Origin of the sequence: Paenibacillus qinlingensis, assembly GCF_013204845.1 — a bacterium.
Taxonomy (GTDB): Bacteria; Bacillota; Bacilli; order Paenibacillales; family NBRC-103111; genus Paenibacillus_E; species Paenibacillus_E qinlingensis.
The window spans coordinates 14854-31168 of the sequence record NZ_JABMKY010000020.1 but is presented as its reverse complement, the minus strand read 5'-3'; the positions used below and the strand labels follow the sequence as shown (position 1 = coordinate 31168).

Sequence of the window (16315 nt, the reverse complement as noted above, 5' to 3'; positions counted from 1 at the left end):
AGAGGCCAAGAAGATAGACCAAAATTACAGACGTTACAATAGGCCAAAATTACAGACGAATACGACAGACAGGAGACCCTTATGCTAGGACTCGCGATTTTACTTGCCTTTAATTTTATCGGCATTTGGCTTCAAACGAGCTTTCACATCCCGCTCCCCGGGAATGTGATAGGACTTATTCTTTTTACCATCGCGCTATTTGCTAAGCTAGTGAAACTCGAATGGGTAGAAACGACGGCGAATTGGTTCACGGGCCATATGATGCTGTTTTTTCTGCCATTTGTCGTGGGAACGATGGCCTTCTTCCCGCTAATCGGGCGGAATTGGCTTTCGATCAGTGTTGGCGTCATGGGGAGTTCAGTAGCTGTCCTTCTTGTGACTGGATTTATTACCTCTAAAATGACAAACCGTGAAGATCAAAGACACCCCGTGCCTTCTAGCGCAAATGGGCAAAAGACAGCCGAAGGTGGGATGAAATGACGACCACCGCATGGCTTATGAACCCAATGTTCGGCATCGCACTTAGTGTCGTCGCCTATACGGCTGCTCAATTTATTCATCGGCAGTGGCGGTGGCTGCATCCTCTCTTTGTATGTTCAGGTTTTATTATCTGTATCCTGCTTAGCTTCCACATTCCTTATGCCGCCTACAAAGTAGGCGCGGATATGATTACCTTGTTGCTAGGGCCAGCAACCGTAGCGTTAGGCGTACCGCTGTATAAGCATGCGGGATTGATTAAGAAACACCTCACTAGCATCCTGCTTGCGGTTACGATCGGATCCGTATCCGGCATTGTCACCGCCGCTGCGCTGGTTGGACTGCTCGGCGGAAGCCGCGAGATTCTGCTAAGCATGCTGCCCAAATCCGTTAGCTCGCCGATCGCGCTTGAAATAACGCGCCATCTCGGCGGCTTGCCGGAGCTAACAGCCGTGTTAACAGTGCTCACCGGGCTATTCGGCAGCATGATCGGCCGGAGGCTCCTGACTTGGCTCGGATGGCGCGATTCGCTGTCCATCGGCATCGCCGTTGGCACCGCTGCGCATGGGATAGGCACTGCACGCCTCCTCAAAGATTCGGAGGAGGAAGGCAGTATGAGCGGCTTCGCCATGGGCGCTGCCGGGATAATAACATCGATTTTGTTTATTCCGGTATATTGGTGGTTTAGCTAGCAAAAAGCCCCTAACTCGAAGCAATTGCTTCAGGTTAGGGGCTTTATTGGTTCCGGAAGTGGCTGGTTGTTCTGTGGCAAATTACCTGTAAAAATTACATCTATTCTACTACATTTGTGCCAAATATGAACAATAGATGGAGAACCTACAGCTAATTTTAAACAATTTGGCGATTCCGAGTGAAATTGGAGTAATTAGCTGTACATTTTCCAGTTAATCCATCTTGAACGCTGAATTGGACAAAATTAGCTGGATATTTTCCATTTAATTGGATATACAACCTAACTAAGTGCCATTTCCTAGTTCAAAGTAACTCCGCCAATGCCCTTGCGTACAGCGAGTGCCCGTATTCATTCGGATGATTGACGTTATTCATCAATAGACTCGCGTTTGATTTGCCTGCTGCTAATTCAGCTACCCATAGTTTCTGAACGTCTGCGAGTGCTACCTTAAAATGAATGGCAAGTCGCCGCAAACTGTCAGCGTATTCTGCTACATTTCTGCTTGCGAAATGCCAACTTGGATTAGGTAGGCAAGGTGTGATTAGAATGATAGCTGCGTCCGTCTGCGCGCGAAGCTGTTCGATCATGGCAGCGATATGTTGTTCAAATTCAGATGGTGGAACGCTATTCCCTCTGTCCACATCCCCATTTTGATCATTCATACCATAGCCAATCGTCACCACATCGGGTCGGGAAGCGATCACATCCTCCTGTAAACGAAGCAAGCCACGCCCGCTTGTTTCACCGCCTATGGCTTTCATTGACAGCGTAACTTCTGATGATGAAAATTTAGAGTGTAATTGCTCTGCAAATCGATGAGCAAATGTGAATTTCACATCGGGGATTTCGGCCCCCATTGTGATGCTGTCACCAAGCACGACGAGTGAAATAGATGGTTTCTCTTGTAGTCGTTTCATCAAGTTACTCGCATCTGCCACCCTGTCTTCATCAACAACAACCTGCTTTATCTTATAGTCATAATCAGCATAAACCGTATAGGTAGCATTTGAAATCTTCTCATAATCGCGGTGATCAAACCGTTCCTGCCCATACAAAGGATGGACCGCCCAATTGGGAATGGCACCTCTTGCCATGCGATAGATGGTTCCATCCTCGCCATCGACCATGTAGTCAATCCCCTGCTGGAATTGGCGGTTATCAGGATGCAGGGCATCGGGATGACTCCTCAGCTGCACACCGCTTTCACCACCATACGGTCGGTAACGCATCTTTTGCTTCTCTGTACCTGGGAAAACGAATGCTTCCCCCATCTGACTTCGTAGCTCCATCGCTTGTCTTCCCCTTAGTACACTTACCAAAGTAGATCTATTCGACCTGTAATTCCCTCTAGATAAATGCGATCCCCTTGGCAAGCATCTGTAAGATCGAGAAACTCTTTCTCGTTTAATCTGACTACTACGATCCCTGCAGCAATAGCTTCAACCGGTGGGAACAACGTGAGATTGGCGTCTTTCAAATGCCAAACGGTCAGATTGCGTCTAGGCTGACGATTGGGCATGGGGAACACCGAATTTTCTCGGCAAAGCACACTCGATTGCCCCTTTTGCGAAACCACGATACGGCATTCCTCATGGAAAGTGCGGTCTAATGCGTATATGCCTGTGTCGCTCCCTAACTGAACCGATTGTCCAGGAAATAACGGCACACCTTCTGGGAGTCCGATTTGGAGCTGAACAGTCGTATTCTGCTTACAACCCGTGAACCAGAACGCGTTCTCATGACGCGAGATGAAAGTTAGGGCCGATTGCGATTCGGTTGTTTGCTTTTTCTGTACTAGATGATAACCAAATGGCTGCAGCATATATCGCAATAATACCGAAGAATCATACCATTCTGCCTCTTGCCGAATCGGCAGATGCGTGACTCCAGCTGGCTGGAATGGTAAAGATCCGCGCAACCAACCGATTCTTCCCCCCTTCCAATCCGCCTCACTTCGTGATACAGCAAAGGCGCGTTTCACCCCATTTTGAACAGCTACGGCATGTATGTTTGTTGTCGAATGTGCGTTATCCTGGAGTGCCAAGCTCAACCCGCCATCCCCAATATCAGCACGATGTCTAAGCTTATGAGAAGATACCTGCTCTCCAATCTCATCCTGCGAAAGTGAAATGCTCAGCTCAAAATCACCTTCTAAAGGCTGCTCCCTCTGCAATTGAAGCATATCTAATAACACTGGCTCCAGCACGTCCCCATAGAGCAATACCTGTGCACCATCGGTTACGAGTGCCTCAATCTCTTCGATCAATTCCCTCGTTAATCCTGCTGTCGAAATCAAGAGCACAGTGCTTTTCAACTTCTCTTTAGCTTCTGCCGTCATTGCCCGATAGGTATCCGTTCCGAGTACGGTATTCAGCGGCAATCCTTCATTGATTGCATTGCGAATAAACCAATCGTGAAAGAATACACGGCCAGTTGCCTCCCGATCCACTTGCAACACTTCATGAAGCTCACGAAATGGATATAGCCAGGTGACAACACCGACCTGATCAGGTGCATCTTTGAGTGCTTTACGAATGTGGGGAATAATTTCAGATGCGCTTTCCGCTTGCAGTTCCCCATTTTCCGTATCAATCGTTAGAATTTGCACGACGCCAGGCGGCTCTACACCTCCCTCTGCATTCATCCTTGCCGCTGCCAGCGGGCAATAAATATCGTGTGGCTCTCGATCATAGTAGTCGAACCATGGATTTTGCCAGAACCAAGGATCATTCGCATAAAAACGATACATATAGGTATCCTTCGGAAGCTCGGCAATCCGTGACAAGTAGCCTGTGATTTCGAGTCCAAAATCGTAATTCAACGCTCCCCAGGGGGAGTTCGGAGGTGGATATGTCAGATAACCCTTGTCGTACAGGTTTTGCATCGGCACATAATCTTTGGCCAGATCCATACCAGTCCCGTAGTTCGTTCCTCTTATTTCCGTTCGAATATCTGGACATTCCAGCTTGAATGCATCCCAAAATGAAAGTATCTTAGTCGTAACTTCCTCGTAATCTGCAATCGCTAATTGCGTCCCATTATAGTTAGCTCCTAGATAGGTCCACGGAAAATACGAGAGTGCAAACCCATTCGAAAACCAAATATAATCAAATCCAAGTGCAGGCAAATAACTAGCGCACTGTTTTCCTAGAAATTCACCGAAGGGTAAATCCTCCGGTATACCATTTGGATACGCCGCATAACTCACGGAATCCCCCTTCAATTTCGACCAACTGCAAACGACGGTGTAGTGTGTTTTTAGGGATACGTACTTGCCGCCGATCTCCGCCCGATTAATTTCCGGATGATCCTTATATTTAAAATCGGAATAAGCGAACTCCGGCCCTGCATCGAAAGTAGCACCAACCTCCAGCTTGACACCAAACTTCTCTGCAGCGATCCGTTTGAATGATGCAATTACTCGTTTCAGATCCCCATAAGTGAAGGTAACAGGCTCACTGATATAGGGACGAGCAATATGAGGGTCCTTGTTATCCGTAACATGACCGAACATTTCCTCATTCGCAAATCCAATGTATCTCGCCCATTCAAAAGGGACATCCATCTCCCCCTTCCAAGTCAGGATTTCACTGCCATCTGATACCCATAGCAGCATGGATGCCACCTCGGCCATTTCCAACAGCGGCTGCCATTGGCGCAGCGCCTCTGTGCAAACCTCGTCAATCGCGGAAGGATTCAGGCTCTTGAACGGTTTAAGACTCATCTCCAAGGAGGCTCGTTGCAGTGTTTTTTTCGTAACTTGATCTATTGCCATATCTGTCTCTCCTCACAATCAATTTATACAATTACCAGCCCTGCCACTATTCCTTGACACTGCCAAGAATAATTCCTTTTGTGAAATACCTTTGTAGAAACGGGTAAATGACGAGAATCGGCAACGCTCCAAGAAAGATTTGCGCGGCACGTGCGGTACGATCCGATATGAGTGCCAGCACCTCCAGATCCGTGTTGCTTTTGATCAGCGTATCCAGACCTACAACCACTGTATACAAATAACTTTGGAGTGGATAATGGGATGGCGTGTTCATGAATAGAATGCCGTCAAACCATGAATTCCAATGGGAAACTGTCGCGAATAGCGTAAGTGTGGCCAAGGATGGCGTAGACAAAGGCAAGTAAATGTTCCACAGGATGCGCCACTGCCCTGCGCCATCCATGAGAGCTGCTTCTTCTAATTCTTTGGGCAATGCTCGGAAAAAGTTCAGCAAAATAACGACATTATACACTGGCACAGCATGCGTTAAAATTAAGGCCCAAATCGTGTCTAACAACCCGAGTGACCGCATTGTCATATAGAGTGGGATAATCCCCCCGCTGAATAACATGGTGAACACGAATATCCATACGTACACTGTTCTGCCCTTGAAGCTCCCTGCTTCCTTGGACAGCGGATAGGCGACTAGAATGGTCAGCACCATATTCACGATGACGCCTAACACGACTCTTTTGATGGAAATGATGAAAGAGGCCATAAACTCTGGTTTATCCATGATGAATTGATACGATTTCCAAGTGAATTCGATCGGCCAGAAGGTGACTGAGCCTGTGGCAACGGCATTGTTGGAGCTGAGCGACATCGCCAGCAAATGTATTAATGGCAAGATACAAAGGACAGATAAACTAATAAGAAACACATAATTCGCAATTGTGAACCCTCGGTATGCCCAAGACGTTGTCTTCATCATGTTGAATTTCCTCCTTCCCCTTAGAAAATGCGATAATTGGCAAACCGATACGCCATCGTATAAGAAAGTGCGATAAGGATAAGTGAAACGAGTGACTTAAAGAGTCCCACTGCCGTCGCCACGCCATATTGCGCATCGATCATCCCAATCCGATACACGAAGGTGTCGATGATATCTCCACTTTCATATACGATAGGGCTGTACAAGTTGAATACTTGATCAAACCCTGCGTTCAGTACATTCCCGATACTGAGTGTCGCCAGCAGGACAATGATCGGTGTCATGCCAGGAAGCGTAATGTGCAGCGTTTGCTTCCACCGATTCGCACCATCCATCGTCGCCGCCTCATACAGCGCTGGGTTAATGCCCAAAATCGCTGCCAAATACACAATTGTACTGAAACCAAATTCCTTCCACTCATTCGTCAATACCAATGTGAACGGAAACCAATGATTGTCTCCCAAGAAGAAAATCGATTGCATCCCCAAGGCACGGATCCCTGCGTTGACGATTCCTTCTTTTGGCGAGAGAACATCCAACAGGATCCCGCTTAGAATGACCCATGATAGGAAATGCGGCAGATACACCAGCGTCTGAATAATACGTTTCACCGCATTCTTTCGAATCTCATTCAGCAAGATGGCAATAACAATCGGCACGATCAGACCTACAATAATTTTCATCAGAGCAATATAGATCGTATTCCAAAGCACGCGGTAGAAATCTGGCAACTCCATCACATATCGAAAGTTATCCAGCCCGATCCATTTGGAATGAAAAAGCCCCTGTGTCGGTATGTACTTCTGGAACGCAATGGCAATGCCGGCCATCGGATAATACTGAAAAATTAAGATGGCAATCAATCCGGGAATGAGCATCAAATGCAGGGGCATTTGCGCTTTCCATTTCATTCTGTTCACATGTTCTCCCCCTTACCGGATAAAAAAAAGAAGCTGGATTATTGCCAACCTCTTCCATGTCTTTATTATAAAATTAACGCACATACCACCGATACGGGACATTATTGCGGCTCTTGCCTTATATTAACCAGTTAATCGAGAGTCGCGATACACCTGTGGCGTAAGACCCGTGATCTTCTTAAATAGTCTTGTAAAATAAGCCGCAGACTCCAATCCGACCAACGCTGCGATCTCATGGATTTTGTGCTCTGTTGTCATTAATAGGGTCTTCGCCCGCTGAATGCGGACATCTGTAATATAATCAAGCAGACCTTGCCCTGTTGTTTGTTTATACATTCGAGAGAGGTATGGCGGGCTCAAATACACCAGTTCCGCTAGGCGCGTTAACGAGAGCTCCTCTTGTAGAAAAGCATGTACATAATGATGAATCTGACCGATCATATCCGTCGTTCTCTCCGCCTTTTTCAGCCCGTTATAGTCCGCCAGCGACAGCGCGATGCCCGCCAGAAATTGAACGGCTCCAACCGTACTGTTATGCTGAAAAGGATTCAGAATCTCTTCGATCCGGAACGATTCACCCAGCTTCGCCTTCAAATGACGCTTATTGATATACGTTAATAGAAAAGCAGCAAGATGCGAGAATGCCTCATAGGCGAGCGCTTCGCCCGAATCGTTGTGTGATAACAACTTGATCGCTTTAACGACCTCACCGAACAGGTGCTCACACCCTTCTTTTTCACCGTTATCCAAATAGGTCTCCAACAGATCCATTTTGTGCAAATGAATACGCAAATCCTGCTCTTCATAGAACTGCTTACTGGAACGCAATTCTTCCTTATCTTCCCTGCGATGCTCAGTGAGCAGCATCTCATGGCCTTTCCCGATGCCATAGGCCAACTGCAGCTTCAAGGCCTCAATCCGCTGCATCAACGCTTCCCAGGTGCAGAAACTAGAAGCAAGCAAGAAGGAAACCGGCACCTTCAGATGCCGCCGACAGGCCGCCTGAACAAGCTCTACGCCACCGGAAAGCGTGCGAATCGCTTGTTCTTGCTCCTCATGGGCTTCGGTAGGCTCGGTTGGTTGAACGAGCCAAATAAATCGATTGCGATCATAGGGAAGCGCTATCATGTTAAGTGAGCCGTTCAAATATTCTTCCGCTATGTTATGAACGGAATAGAATAGGAGCGATTGATCCGAGGGGGCAGCGAAGGACCCCCATTCATCTAATCGCCCGATGACGAGGAGCACAGGACTACCTGCGTGGAGCCCGATCGCAAGCTCCTCGAACCGCTTGGCCCTGACGGCGAGCGATTCTGACTCGCCTTGAACGAGCTGCCTCAAGTAATCGCGGCGAATCGTTGGCAATGCGGCGTGCAGCTGCTCTCGGGAGCGCTTCAGAATCTCTTCGCGGTTGATTTCGAGCGCAATATCCTGCGTCGCCTTCTGCACGGCTTGAATGATGGCCTCATCACCTTCTGTTTTGAGGACGAAGTCGATGCCCCCATTACGAATCGCAGTCTGCGCGTACGCAAAATCATCAAAGCCCGTCAAGAAAATGATGCGGCAGCGCGGCCATCTTTTACGGGTATAATCGGCAAGCTCCATCCCACTCATTCCCGGCATCCGAATATCCGTGAGAAGAATGTCCACTTTGCCTGCTTCCATCTTCTCTATCGCTTCCTTGCCGGAGTGGGCTTTCACCATTTCGAAATCCATGTCCTCAAGCTCCAGCAAAGTCTCTGTCAAATAGTGAACGGCCAGTGGCTCGTCATCCACAATCATCATAGTCAGCATGATATCACGTCCCTTTATGCAAATTGATTACCTCTATCTGACGAATGGAATGACGACCGACACCATCAGACCACCTTCATCCCTTTGCACAATGCGTAAGCCGGCCTTCTCGCCAAACCTTAATTGCAAACGTCGGTGCACATTTAACATCCCCGTTACTTCCTCCGTCGTTTGACCATCTTGCGTTTTGGCTTGAAAACTACGCAGCTCCTCGTCGGTCATCCCCTTGCCATTGTCCTCCACTTGGATGATAACGAGCATCTCACCTTCTTCGTCCTCCTGGCATGTCGTCGAAATTCGCAAATGACGCTCATGATGGTCCTGATCAAATCCATGATGATATGCATTCTCCACAATTGGTTGTAGGATCAGCCGTGGAACAACAATGTGCTTGCATACCTCTGGCAAAGCCTCCATTTCGAATGAAATCCGGTTCATATAACGGATGGTTTGAATCTCCGCAAATGCGCGAACATGGCTCAACTCCCGCTCCAATGGGACTTCCTCGCTGCCATTTCGGGTCATATACTGGAAATAATCGCCGAGATATTTGGTAAATCGGGTTGAGTTCTCGAAATCTTGCGCTTTCGTCATACGATACAATAAGTAGAAGCTGTTATATAAAAAATGGGGATTGATCTGCGACTGCAGCTGCTTCAGTTCGGATTGTTGTGTCCGGATTTTTTGCTCGTAAATTTCGAAAATTAGTTTCTTCAAATGCGCGACCATATTATTGAATTGGGCATACAAATAATGAAACTCATCACTGCTTTTATACGTTAGCTCGACTTGCAGATCACCGGATTCCACTTTGCGGAAGGCTCGGACAAGCCTGCTGAGCGGGCGATGAATGATGCGATACACATAGATCGAGAACAAGACAATGACAATAAGCGCGCATAAGGAGATCAGATATAAATAAACCTGATAATGATCCAGTGGCCCCATAACAGCCTTCTCCGGGACGAATGCAACCAACGTCAGATCCAAAGCCGGTGAATACGTGGTAACTGTAAGAAGACGTTGATTCCCGATTTTGATGAGCTCATTGGCTGCTTGAACGACCTGTACAGACTTGTCCTGCAACGCGGACATTTGCCCCCGAACGGTCTGACTAATCAGGGCGTACGCCTCTTTATTTTGTGTATGGACGATATCCCAATCTCCTTTAACGATCGCTGCGCCGCCTTGGTCATAGTTAGAAATCTGAGCTAAATACGATTGCATAGCAGGCATGGAGAGCTCCAGTTCCAGGACAAATATCGGGTCGCGCCCCTCCACCAACTGGTTGTTGGGGTAATATTCACGCAAGTAAAGATGATCGCCATCGCGATAAAATAGTCCTTTATGCGCGAACGTATCTCGTTTCAATTGATCGAGCCGCTCCCGAGGTAAGCCGTCAGCTAACGCCGTAGATGAAATAATTTTATTAATAGGCGGGATGTACACACTTGCCCGCTCGATATACATACTCGATTCCTTCAATAAGACGAGGCGTTGCTGAAACCTTTTCAAAATAACAAGCTTCTGATATTCCGTCAAACTATCGGCCGTCACACTTAGCGCTTCCAAATCTTCATCATTCATGTATTGCCGTTGAATACGTCCCATTCTATCAATTTCATTCTCGAGTGATGAGCGATAGAACTGAATTTGCGACTCGAGTGATTTGGAAATTTCCTTGCGGACAAGTCCTGCACCCCATTCATTAATCTGTGTCCCAATCACATACATAGGTGAAAGCACGATGAGAAAAGTCACTATTAATTTGCCAAGTATTGAGAACCGTCGCTGTCGCCCTGCCATCCGCATAACTCCCCACCCAAATGCCCTTTTTCTCACTATACAAAAGATTGAGCCCCTTGGATATATGAGTACCGCCATAAGATAATAAAAAGCAAGTAAGATAAAATTGTCCCATCCTATGGCAAAATACCCCGTTAGTAGATTCCTCTACTAGCGGGGCAGCTCATCATCAACTTATTTGTTCTTCGCGTACCAATCGTTTACTTCTTGCTCGATTTTATCACCGCCGAGCTTTTGGAACTCTTCTGCGAACTTGTCGAACTCATCGATGGAGGCATCACCCATGATGATTTTGGTATACGTTTCAGCGATTTTCTTCTTAAGCGTCGGTAGTTTCTCGGACATCGCCGGCGTTGCTGGAGCTAGGAACAGATTATATTGTCCGAGCTTCGCTTTGTTATATTGATCGATAACACTAAAGCTTCCGCCTTCGCCCATTACGATATTGCTAAACCACATGGAGTCATCACCAGCTTTAAACTTCGTCATACGTTCAAAATGAATACTCGCTGGGAATCCAAGTTTACTGCCATCTCCCGTCTTAAGCGCTTCTGTCACGAGATGGAAAGCTTCTAAATTTGTATTCATGGAATCCATCGTAACTGGCGCATATTTCGCTGCCATAATCCCCGTTTTCGAATCCGTAATGAATGGGTTCGGATCCGGTGCATACGATTTTTCGTAAAAATGATTGATATAAATATTCGCTAACTTAATAGCTGCTTCCGGATGCTTCGATCCTTTTTTCACTACATAAAATGTACCAGCAGTATCGTAAAGCTGCGGTACAGCTGGCTGGCTATCCGCAGAAACAATTGGGAACACTTTCCATTGCGCTTTCGGATCCTTCGTGTGATTCTCCTTCTGGATATAACCGCCATCTGACACTAATCCGTAGGCAAGCCCGACACGTCCTGCTGCTACATCTTCTTGGATTTTAGCTGGCGGTTTCACGCCGAATTCCTTATCAAGCACGCCATCCTTATAGAGCTCTTGGAGCTTCTTTAAAGGCGCTTTTAGTTCTTTTTGAACAAAACCGTAGACCAATTTACCTGATGGGTTCTTAATGAAAATATCGGTATATCCATGATAGCCGTTAAAGAAGCCACGCAATGAACCGTGTCCGTAATCCCAGAAATCTTTATTTACCGCAAGCCCGATCGTATCTGCTTTCCCGTTACCGTCCGGATCTTGTTTGGCAAATGCCGTTGCAATTTTGATCACATCATCCATCGTTTTGGGTTCAGGCAAATTCAGCTTTTGCAACCAATCCGTTCGCACGTAGATCATTTCTGCTGTGCTAATACCGCCGTTACTGAACGTGTGTGGAATGCCAAGCAATTTGCCTTCAATTGTAGCCGCCTTAAGTCCAATGCCGCCATCTTGATTCTGCATACTTTTCAGAAGAGGAGAGCTATATTGTTCCCATACTTTCGTTAAATCCTCTAATTGACCTGCATCAGCCAAACGCTTCAATTCCTCTTTATTCACCTCAAGGAAATCCGGAATATCGCCCGATGCAATGGATACATTCAGCTTCTGACGGTACTGCGTTGAATCAACAGTCCACGAATTTTTCACTTTAATCCCGTAGTCTTGCTCGAAAATTTTGGTCCAAATATTGCTGTCGATCGAATCGCCAGCTGCGTATTTGTAAGTTGCGTCCACTGATCGTACCGTCGTCACTTCAATTGGCGGATCATATTTCCCCAACGGGTCTACTTTCACTGCTGCCGTTTGAGCAGCCGCCGGAGTAGCCGATGCCGTTGCTGTTGCGGATTTGGACGCCTCTGGTTGGTCCGTCGAATTGCTGCATGCACTTGCAATGACTGATAATAACATCATGGAGCCTATCGAAACTGCCCCGTATTTTCTCCCTTGCTTCATGGCCAATTCCCCCTCGTTACCTATTATTCAAACTGGATACGTTTTCATTATAGAATCACTCGAGCATGGCTCGAAACGGGACATTCTTGCGAACCTTGCTTTTTATTACGCTCTTTGTATCTCTTTAGGATAAATGATGGCCCAGAGGAATGGCAAGGTGAGGTGAGGTGAGACTAGGATATGGATAAGTCCATTTATGATGTGTACTTTACTTACAAATTTGCGATAACTGGAAAACATACAGCTATTTCAGATGAATTTCATCGAAAACTCCATTTAACTGTAAAACATGTAGTTAAAACTACTATTTTTGTTCAGATCGGGTGAAATGGTTACTTTTAACTGTAGGTTTTCCATCTATTCTGCTTTTTCTCGAAAGATCCCATTATTTAACTGGAGAAAATCCATCTATTCATCTGGCACATAGGGGAATTACTAAATTTTCATCTCTTTAAATTACAATTCAGATCCAAACAACCTTACTTCTACTTCTACTTCTACTTCTACTTCTACTTCTACTTCTACTTCTACTTCTACTTCTACTTCTACTTCTACTCCTACTCCTACTCCTACTCCTACTCCTACTCCTACTCCTACTCCTACTCCTACTCCTACTCCTACTCCTACTCCTACTCCTACTCCTACTCCTACTCCTACTCCTACTCCTACTCCATCCCCCGGCTCAATTCGCAACCAACATGCCACACTAGAAAGGACATATATGAGCTAATCTAACTTCCCCCTTGCCCTTAAACAAATTAATTCCAACTTCTAGAACCAAAAAACTGAAGCGCGTTCGCTTCAGTTCATTGGTCGTAACGCCCATACATCCAAACTTACAACAACAACAACAACAACAACAACCGCTCCCGCAACCACCCGTTAGCTGGAAGTCGAAGACACTCACTAACTTATCCACAACCATTCCTTGTGGAATACTCGTAGGCCAACGCATCAGCATCGGCACCCGATAAGCGGTCTCGTATAGGTTATTTTTATGGACACATGGTCCGATGTAAAGACCACAATCGTATTCTCTGCCAGTCCACGTTCATCCAACGTCTGCAGCAGCTTCCCCACATTGTCGTCGATGCACTTCACTTCGCCGCAATACTGAACTTTCGCAGCTCTTGTGTCTAACTGAACACGCGAAGAGGAAGCAGCTTGGATCTGAGATCAAAGCTGCTTCCTCTTTGTGCATCCGTTATACCTATTCCAAGTTATGATACACTTGTTGAACATCTTCTAAATCTTCCAAAGCATCAATCATTTTATCAAATTGCACTTGTGCGTCATCGGATAACGTAACGTTATTCTGAGCAATCATCGTCAACTCAGCAACTGCGAACTCCGTGATGCCAGCCTTCTTGAGCGCCTCTTGAACGGCGTGGAATTCTTCGGGCTCTGCATATACCATAACCATCTCTTCTTCTTCAAGAAGATCACGCACGTTTACGTCAGCTTCCATCAGAATTTCCATGATCTCATCGATGCTTTTATCTTCAATACCGATCGCCGCTGTCGCATCGAACATGTAAGCAACAGAACCTGTCACTCCCATGTTACCGCCATTTTTACTAAATGCGGCACGAACGCTTGACGCGGTACGGTTTACATTATTCGTTAACGTGTCCACAATAACCATCGAACCATTCGGTCCAAAGCCTTCATAACGGAGCTCTTCATAGATTTCATCGGAGCTGCCTTTGGCTTTATTGATCGCACGATCAATGATCGCTTTCGGCACATTATACGTCTTGGCGCGTTCAAGAACGACTTTCAATGCACGGTTTGATTCCGGGTCCGGTTCGCCTTTGCGTGCTGCAACATAAATCTCTAAGCCGAACTTCGCGTATACGCGACTTGTACTTGCATCATTTGAAGCTTTCTTCTCTTTTATGTTATTCCACTTACGTCCCACTATGGATCCCACTTTCTATTATGATTTCATTCCCTATCATAACCTATTTCTACGTTAATTTAAACACTGTTTGAATAGCCGACAGGCTACGCCTTCACCGCAGATGAACGGTTATCGGTCCATCTTCATTCCAGAGATATGTTTCCTGCTTGTCAGACGTCACACATGTGACTAATACCCCTTCGTCACAACGGGTAACGAGTAGATCAAAACAGGAATTAAACGCTCGGATGGAACGAAGCGCCATCGTGTCCCAACTTTCAGGTAGCCTAGGCGAACAGGTAAAAGAATGAAGCCCCGCAGGCACGATGCCAAATAAGCCCTCTATAATCACTCGTGCGTATAGCGCGCGCTTTCCGCAGAGAGATGCCGACCATTACCTTCGGGAAATGCCTCAACCGCATAGGGAACATGGTCGCCAAGCAATCTGTTTCGCGAATATTCGAGCAGATGTGTGATCCCCAGCTCCGTTTCGCCCGCGTAGAGTATGCCCCGCAGTGCATACAACGTGGAGCGATCCCAAAAGGTGGTTTCCCCCGCTTGGGTGACTAGTCCGCCGTTTACCCACAATCGCGAAGATAATAAGGCTGCAATGGTTTGTTCCTTGCGATCTAAGATATCCATCGTCAGCGGTACACAAATCCACGAACGCAGAATGTCGTTCCCTTCATAATAGCGATAGGTCTCATACCCCTCCACGGTTGCGCCAAAATGGGATTCAATCGCTTGTCGCAGCTCAGCCGCCTCTTCCTCAATGCGTGGAGCAAGTTCTGCTCTCCCGACTGCTCGCGCAAGATGAGCGGACGAAAGAAGAGCACCGTACGCAAGCGACGATGTGAACAGATTAGCGTCGCCGCTCGGAAACCGATTCTCCAATTCGTCCGAGTCCGATGCGACAACGCCATCTTGGGTTCGTTTACGCCGGCAAAACGCCAAACACCATTCGATAGCTGGCCACAACTGTTCAGCTATTTGCAAGCTGCCGCTCGCCAGTGCAAACCGCGCCGCACCATAGGCGTACATCGCCGCATCACCGCGATCTCCAGCCCCCTCCCAAATATCCACGCCCTCTGCGATGATTGAGGAGGGAATAGGATGGAAGTCAGGACCCATGAACGGCATATAAAGTCGATAGGCATTCAAGGATGCCTCCATCGCATCTTGTTCGCCTAGAAATGGAAAAAAGGGCCCCGCATATTCCGCCTGATCGTTCGCCCATACGGCTGCGTAATAGGACCCGCCTCCGGGACTGTGAAGTAAGCCGCCTTTGGTGCGGAAAACACTCTCCGCCGCGCGAATTTTAGCCAACTCAAACATGCGGTTTAGATTAGGTTCAGGTGATTCCAGTCGCAAAGACGAACCTAATGCCAGCAGAAATTCACATCGCTTCGCTTCCTCATTCATGATATCCACTGTTTCTTTGGGCGCTCCTAACGTGGAGGCGCAGATCCAACCCTTATAGGACACCGTTGCCCCTGCTTCCAAGATCACACAAGCAGGCCCGTCGTGTCCCGCTTCCACGACATAAATGCCCTTCGTACCTCTGCGATACTTGGTAAATGCTATCTGATCGATCTCTAGTCTTATCGATCCCTCCGTCATGTTCTGAATCTGAACATGGTCTAACGCGTAAGGTATTTCTCTCGACGGAAATACGGTTCGTCGTATCAATAGCCCTTGATCAGAAACAGAAGCGATTCGAAGAATGCCATCGAACGTAATTCGGAACCCTTTTTCTTGGACAAGTTGGCCCTCTACACGCATACGCGGCACAAACTCTTGTCCAAACGTCTCCGTTAAACTAGCATGCGTATCATTCGGAATCGTGCGGAGAGCTGGCCAGACTACTTTACGATTTAAAAAGATACTTCCTTCCGAGTCTACGCCATAACTCACGATGAGCGAGACCGCTTTCCCACTCATTTCGACATGATCCTGGTGGGCAAGGTCTCCGAGATGAATGTCCCAGACAATTCCTGTTTCTTCGCCTAAGTGCCAACGCATCCTTCGCCCCCTTCTCGTTCTATATAACCTTACTTCACCTGGATAGTTTCTATGACAAGTTAGCAGCCAAGCGGTGATCATTGGTCTAAAAATTAAAAACCGTTCC

At 47.0% G+C, this 16315-nt stretch carries 13 protein-coding genes; 2 read left to right on the top strand and 11 right to left on the bottom strand.

All coding sequences use genetic code 11. The features are described 5' to 3' along the window. The first annotated feature begins 81 nt into the window (after window positions 1-81). The gene (locus tag HQN88_RS27550) at window positions 82-480 is read left to right on the top strand and encodes a CidA/LrgA family protein (protein ID WP_173118552.1); all 399 of its coding nucleotides are present in this window, start codon (window positions 82-84) and stop codon (window positions 478-480) included. Further along, entirely contained in the window at window positions 477-1169 is a 693-nt protein-coding gene (locus tag HQN88_RS27545) for an LrgB family protein (RefSeq protein WP_173118550.1), read from the top strand. Before HQN88_RS27550 ends, HQN88_RS27545 begins: the two co-directional genes overlap by 4 nt. A 304-nt stretch (window positions 1170-1473) precedes the next feature. Here the strand turns inward: HQN88_RS27545 and HQN88_RS27540 are convergent, their stop codons facing one another. From HQN88_RS27540 to HQN88_RS27490, 11 genes are all read right to left on the bottom strand, one after another. Continuing rightward, window positions 1474-2460, bottom strand: coding sequence for an SGNH/GDSL hydrolase family protein (locus tag HQN88_RS27540; RefSeq protein ID WP_173118548.1), 987 nt, complete (start codon window positions 2458-2460; stop codon window positions 1474-1476). Window positions 2461-2483: 23 nt separating this feature from the next. Beyond that, the gene (locus HQN88_RS27535; protein ID WP_173118546.1) at window positions 2484-4946 is read right to left on the bottom strand and encodes a hypothetical protein; all 2463 of its coding nucleotides are present in this window, start codon (window positions 4944-4946) and stop codon (window positions 2484-2486) included. Window positions 4947-4992: 46 nt separating this feature from the next. Then, complete coding sequence (locus HQN88_RS27530) at window positions 4993-5877, bottom strand: carbohydrate ABC transporter permease (protein ID WP_173118545.1); 885 nt, start codon at window positions 5875-5877, stop codon at window positions 4993-4995. Window positions 5878-5897: 20 nt separating this feature from the next. Then, entirely contained in the window at window positions 5898-6788 is an 891-nt protein-coding gene (locus tag HQN88_RS27525) for an ABC transporter permease (RefSeq protein ID WP_173118706.1), read from the bottom strand. A gap of 132 nt (window positions 6789-6920) precedes the next feature. Beyond that, on the bottom strand, window positions 6921-8591 hold the full coding sequence (locus HQN88_RS27520; protein ID WP_173118543.1) for a response regulator transcription factor: 1671 nt from the start codon (window positions 8589-8591) through the stop codon (window positions 6921-6923). 33 nt (window positions 8592-8624) lie between these two features. After that, window positions 8625-10397 carry a sensor histidine kinase gene (locus HQN88_RS27515; RefSeq protein WP_173118541.1) on the bottom strand — a complete coding sequence of 591 codons (1773 nt, stop codon included), beginning with the start codon at window positions 10395-10397 and terminating at the stop codon, window positions 8625-8627. 174 nt (window positions 10398-10571) lie between these two features. Then, a complete protein-coding gene (locus tag HQN88_RS27510) occupies window positions 10572-12284 on the bottom strand; it encodes a type 2 periplasmic-binding domain-containing protein (RefSeq protein WP_173118539.1) in 1713 nt (570 codons plus the stop codon). Window positions 12285-12740: 456 nt separating this feature from the next. After that, complete coding sequence (locus HQN88_RS27505) at window positions 12741-12977, bottom strand: hypothetical protein (RefSeq protein WP_173118536.1); 237 nt, start codon at window positions 12975-12977, stop codon at window positions 12741-12743. Window positions 12978-13238: 261 nt separating this feature from the next. After that, window positions 13239-13454, bottom strand: a complete 216-nt coding sequence (locus HQN88_RS38710; RefSeq protein WP_173118704.1) for a sulfatase-like hydrolase/transferase — start codon at window positions 13452-13454, stop codon at window positions 13239-13241. 40 nt (window positions 13455-13494) lie between these two features. Next, window positions 13495-14205, bottom strand: a complete 711-nt coding sequence (locus HQN88_RS27495; protein WP_173118534.1) for a YebC/PmpR family DNA-binding transcriptional regulator — start codon at window positions 14203-14205, stop codon at window positions 13495-13497. 330 nt (window positions 14206-14535) lie between these two features. Beyond that, window positions 14536-16209, bottom strand: coding sequence for a glucosidase family protein (locus HQN88_RS27490; RefSeq protein ID WP_173118532.1), 1674 nt, complete (start codon window positions 16207-16209; stop codon window positions 14536-14538). Window positions 16210-16315 lie beyond the last annotated feature (106 nt).